Annotated in this window: 1 protein-coding gene; it reads left to right on the top strand. The window is 34.5% G+C overall.

The features are described from left to right. Positions 1–565: 565 nt before the first annotated feature. Positions 566–1,033 (top strand): contractile injection system protein, VgrG/Pvc8 family (locus A9G48_RS00495; RefSeq protein WP_176701976.1); only part of this gene is annotated, 468 nt, incomplete at its 3' end.

Here is a 1,033-nt window from a genome sequence, read left to right as displayed (position 1 = left end):
AAGTGTTCCCTGTATACACAGGGATCCCCCCTTTATCTTAATGCTAAAACCCTAATCCCACTTAATTGATAAAATTTTAAGTGGGGCTTAAAAGCAGCAACCTAAAAAAACATGACTCACTAAGCTTATCTTAAATTTCAATAAATTAAGTTTAATTAAATATTGCAAATTATGTAAAAATAGTGTAATTTTCATGCCCAATTTTAATTATCATTATTGATTATTAAAATTACCGATAAAAACAGACAAATATGACAAAACTAAATAAAAATAAGTAGCAAGGTAGTATAGGTAAGGATGTCTCGGTTGTTAGTATATCAAATGCCCACATTATGCAGCATGATATTCATTCATTTGCATTGGTTTATTCACAATAAATTTGATTATTGTCCTTTACTGTTTGGTTTTCTAATAAAAACAAAGCAATCACGCTATCAATGTAACAATCCTCAACGCCAGATTTATGGCTATCTATTCATGCCCCTTAAAACAACTAATCATTAATCCATTTAATGGGGTAAAACGCACTTATTAAATTGAATGCGAACAATAATAAGGAAAAAAAATGGTAAAACATTTAGATAAAATCGTCGAACAAGCAGGACAAGCAGGGAAAGATTTGCTTAGCCAATTAACAAATAAAGTTAGTCACAACCGTTACACACTAACCATTGATGAACTCAGCACTCCTATATCGGTGTTAAACGTCAAAGGCGAAGAGGCCTTAAACCAGCTGTGGCATTACACCATTACTTTTACCAGTGCCAATAAAACCCTATCTACCGATGCTTTTTTAAACCAACCGGCTACTTTCTCATTTAATTCTGTTGTAAGCGATGCGCTCAGTTCTGCAATCCGTGCCTTGGGTGATTTTACCAATGATAAAAGCACTCGCAAGGTTTATGGTATTATCACCGAGTTTAGCCAATTATCGGTGAATAAAGAAGAAGCGCATTATCAAGTGGTCTTATCGCCACGACTGGCTAGACTAACGTTAAACCGCAACTGTGCCATATTCCAGAACCAAAGCGTA

Source organism: Gilliamella sp. wkB18 (assembly GCF_001690875.1).
GTDB classification, from domain to species: Bacteria; Pseudomonadota; Gammaproteobacteria; order Enterobacterales; family Orbaceae; genus Gilliamella; species Gilliamella apicola_A.
The sequence above is the reverse complement of the archived record's forward strand: the minus strand, read 5'-3'. Positions and strand labels throughout refer to the sequence as shown.